Annotated in this window: 3 protein-coding genes; 2 read left to right on the forward strand and 1 reads right to left on the reverse strand. The window is 31.4% G+C overall.

The window, feature by feature from the left end; all coding sequences use genetic code 11:
- Positions 1 to 1,052 (reverse strand): pyridoxal-phosphate-dependent aminotransferase family protein (locus tag MK115_RS08955; RefSeq protein WP_287610849.1); only part of this gene is annotated, 1,052 nt, incomplete at its 3' end.
- A gap of 87 nt (positions 1,053 to 1,139) precedes the next feature.
- Between MK115_RS08955 and cbiD the strand changes: the two genes are divergently transcribed.
- Positions 1,140 to 2,252, forward strand: a complete 1,113-nt coding sequence (cbiD, locus tag MK115_RS08960) for a cobalt-precorrin-5B (C(1))-methyltransferase CbiD (RefSeq protein ID WP_287610845.1) — start codon at positions 1,140 to 1,142, stop codon at positions 2,250 to 2,252.
- A 54-nt stretch (positions 2,253 to 2,306) separates the two neighbouring features.
- Positions 2,307 to 3,893 (forward strand): glutamine-hydrolyzing GMP synthase, encoded by a 1,587-nt coding sequence (gene guaA / locus MK115_RS08965; protein ID WP_287610847.1) that lies wholly within the window; start codon positions 2,307 to 2,309, stop codon positions 3,891 to 3,893.
- The last annotated feature ends 199 nt before the right edge of the window (positions 3,894 to 4,092 follow it).

The raw sequence follows: 4,092 nt of genomic DNA on the forward strand, positions 1-4,092 counted from the left end.
TTACTCATAGCAGAAATTACTGTAATAATATCTCTATCATTTACATAACCTAAGTGTCCGACTCTAAATATTTTTCCTTTCAAATGATCTTGACCACCAGCAAGTAAAATATCAAATTTATTTTTTATTGTTTTTCTGAATTCTTCAGCATCCATCCCTTCGGTTTTTATTGCAGTAATTGAAGGACTTAAATATTTTTCATCAGCAAATAATTTTAGATTTAAAGCCTTTACAGCATTGCTCATTGCTAATTTATGTTTATTGTGTCTGAGGAAAATGTTATCTAAGCCTTCTTCTCTCATCATTTTTAAAGCTTCATCTAAAGCAAAAACTAAATTAACTGCTGGAGTATATGGATTACTGTTACTTAAAAGACTTTTTCTGTAGGATTTTAAATTTAAATAAAATTTTGGTAAATTAGATTTTTCTGCAGCTTCCCATGCTTTTTGGCTCATTGCTATAAAACTAAGCCCTGGAGGTATCATATATCCCTTTTGTGATCCTGAAGCAACGATATCTAATTCCCATTCATCTACTGGTACATTGCAAGCTCCAAGACTTGTAACGCAGTCAACAATTGATAAAGCTGTGTTGTGTTCGCGAATATATGAACTTATAGTTTCTAGATCATTAATTACACCTGTTGAGGTTTCAGAATGAGTCAAAATAACTGCCTTTATTTCTTTTTGTTTATCTTCCTCTAATACCTTTTTGAATTCTTCTGGATCAAGTGGAGTACCCCATTCGGAATCAATTTTTATTACTTCCAGACCAAATTCTTTAGCAACTTTTACCCATCTTTCGCCAAATTTTCCATTTTCTCCACAAATTACTTTATCTCCTCTACTTAAGGTATTTATTATTCCAGCCTCCATTGCGGCAGTCCCACTACCAGTAATTGTTAGAACATCATTTTGAGTTTGATGAAGCCACTGTAAATTTTTAGTAGTACTTTCTACGAGATCTTGGAATTCTTTACTGCGATGGCCTATTGGATGTTTACTTAATGCTTGTAAAACTTTTTCTGGAACTGGTGTGGGTCCAGGAATCATCAATGATAATTTTTGTTGTATGGCCACTTTTTATTAAATAGGTCATTCTTAGATTAGTTCTCATTATATATTTTTCAATTACTTGATTTGAAAAAAGGATTTTCTTTACCTTTGTGGGTTGCTGGAGCTGCTAGGTCAGCATTAAAAAAACTAGTAGGGTTACCATTTGAGAATTATGAACTAATAAAAATTCCTAATGAAAAAAAAGAAATAAAAATCGAGATTCATTCTGTTGGTTTACTTAAAGATGACTCGCATGCATTAGGAATTACCTTTGCAAAGTCTGGCTTAGATCTTGACATTACACAAAACTTAGAGATATGGACAATAGCCTCTTTAGAAAAAATTTCTTTTAATAATCCTGTTCAAACAATTCCAATAAATATTATTGCAGGATCTGGTGTAGGTATAAAAGAAGATACATCAGAGATATGCATTTCTAATTTTGCAAAAGAAGTTTTATATGAAAATTTATTAGATAGTATTCCTGAGGGCTTTAATTTGAAATTAGAAATTATTTTCCCAAATGGGGAGTTTTTAGCTGAAAGAACTAGTAATAAGTCATTTGGTATTGTTGATGGATTATCTATTATTGGTACTTCTGCTGAGACTTATTCGAGTGCTTCACCTGATCAATTAGAAGAGGCTAAAAATAATCTAGCAAAGTTAATTCAAAATGATTTTGAAGGGGAAGTGATATTTGTTATTGGTGAAAATGGGTTAAATTTGGCTAAAAGTTATAATGTTAATTTGCCAATTATCAAAATTGGAAATTGGATAGGACCATTATTAGTTGATGCTGCAATAAAAAAAGTTAAAACTGTAATTCTTTTTGGTTATCACGGAAAATTAATTAAATTAGCAGGTGGTATTTTTCATACACATAATCATTTAGCTGATGCAAGAATTGAGATTCTTGTTTATTTAGCCGTTCAAGAAAAGTTACCACCTGAAATAATAGTTGAATTATCTCAGTTAGATAATCTTGAGAATGCATTACAACTTCTTGAAAGATTTAATAAATCTTTAGCTGATAAATTATTCAAGAATTTATCAAATACGATCGAAAAGCGTTCTTTTACTTATGTAAATAGGTATGTAAAAACTGATATGGAAATCGCATCAATCATTTTTGATAGAAAAAGGAAAATAAGGTGGGCTGGAATTAACGGTAATAAGTATATTTCTTATTTTCAATGAGATTAATTTGTGATTCATTATGCTTTTGTAAATAAATTGAGCTAACTTTTATACATGAGTCAAACATCTTTAAAAAAAGAACGAGATCCTTCAATATTAATTTTAGATTTCGGATCTCAATATTCTGAATTGATTGCAAGAAGAATTAGAGAAACTAATGTTTTTTCTCTTGTAGTAAGTAATTGTATTTCAATTGAGGAAATTAAAAATATTAACCCTAAAGGGATTATTTTGAGTGGAGGCCCAAATTCTGTATATGAACAAAATGCTCCTAAATGTGATGAAAAAATTTTTAATTTAGGAATTCCTATTCTTGGCATATGCTATGGAATGCAATTAATGGTCAAAGAACTTGGAGGATCTGTTATTTCAGCAACCAAAAAAGCTGAATATGGTAGAGCACCAATAAATATAGACCAAGAATCTGACCTCCTTTCTGATGTAGAAGATAAATCTATTATGTGGATGAGTCATGGCGATTCTATTAATTGTTTGCCTGATGGATTTAATAAAATTGCTCATACCGAGAACACACTCCATGCAGCAATTTCAAATGATGTAAAGAAATTATTTGGCGTACAATTTCATCCTGAAGTTATTCATTCAGAGTTTGGGATGACGGTAATTAAAAATTTTGTTTATAAAATTTCTTGTTGTGCGGCTGATTGGACAACCGAAACCTATATAGAGGAAACTATTCCCAGGATAAGAGAGCAAGTTGGCAATAAAAAAGTTTTGCTTGCCTTGTCTGGAGGAGTTGATTCCTCAACTCTTGCTTTTCTTCTCAATAAAGCAATTGGAAATCAGCTTACATGCATGTTTATAGACCAAGGTTTCATGAGAAAAGGTGAACCAGAATTTTTAATGAATTTTTTTGATAAGAAATTTCACATAAAAGTTGAATATATTAATGCAAGGGAAAGGTTTATTGCCAAATTAAAAGGTATTACTGATCCAGAACAAAAAAGAAAAATTATAGGTGAAGAATTTATTAGAGTATTTGAGGAAGAAAGCAATAGATTGGGACCTTTTCAGTATTTAGCCCAAGGTACTCTTTATCCTGATGTTATTGAAAGTGCTGGTACTAATATTGATCCTAAGACTGGTGAAAGAATAGCTGTAAAAATAAAGAGTCATCATAATGTGGGTGGATTGCCAAAAGATTTACAATTTAAATTAGTTGAGCCATTAAGAAAACTTTTTAAGGATGAAGTCCGAAAAGTGGGAGCTGCTTTAGGTTTGCCGGATGAAATTATAAAAAGGCATCCATTCCCAGGCCCAGGATTAGCTATAAGAATTTTGGGAGAGGTGAATAATGAAAAACTTGATTGTTTAAGAGATGCAGACTGGATAGTAAGAGACGAAATTAAAAAAGCAGGTCTTTACAATGATATTTGGCAAGCTTTTGCAGTATTGTTACCTGTAAAAACTGTAGGAGTTATGGGTGATAAAAGGACTTATGCATGGCCAATAGTTTTACGTTGTGTATCTAGTGAAGATGGTATGACAGCCGATTGGTCAAAAATTCCTTTTCAGATTTTGGAGAGGATTGCAAATAGAATCGTAAATGAAGTAATTTCAGTTAATAGAGTTGTTTATGATATTACAAGCAAACCTCCTGGAACTATTGAGTGGGAGTGATCGATAGGGTATAAACCCAGTTATAGTTTTAAAAAGTAAGTTACACGTGGGTTACACGCGAGATTTCTGTTAACCTATTTGCAATGGATCTCGATATGGAGGTTTCACATGGAGGTAAAAATCTATCTCTATAGAGAAATCGTAGAGTTTTAAATTTCTCTACACCTTAATAAATTAGTTTTTTATTTTTTTAATTTTT

It is taken from the genome of Prochlorococcus sp. ALOHA_ZT_50 (genome assembly GCF_022447305.1).
In the GTDB taxonomy this organism is placed as follows: domain Bacteria; phylum Cyanobacteriota; class Cyanobacteriia; order PCC-6307; family Cyanobiaceae; genus Prochlorococcus_A.

Coding starts and splice junctions, on each gene's coding strand:
- guaA (WP_287610847.1), top strand. CDS start 2,307: ATGAGTCAAACATCTTTAAAAAAAGAACGAGATCCTTCAATATTAATT.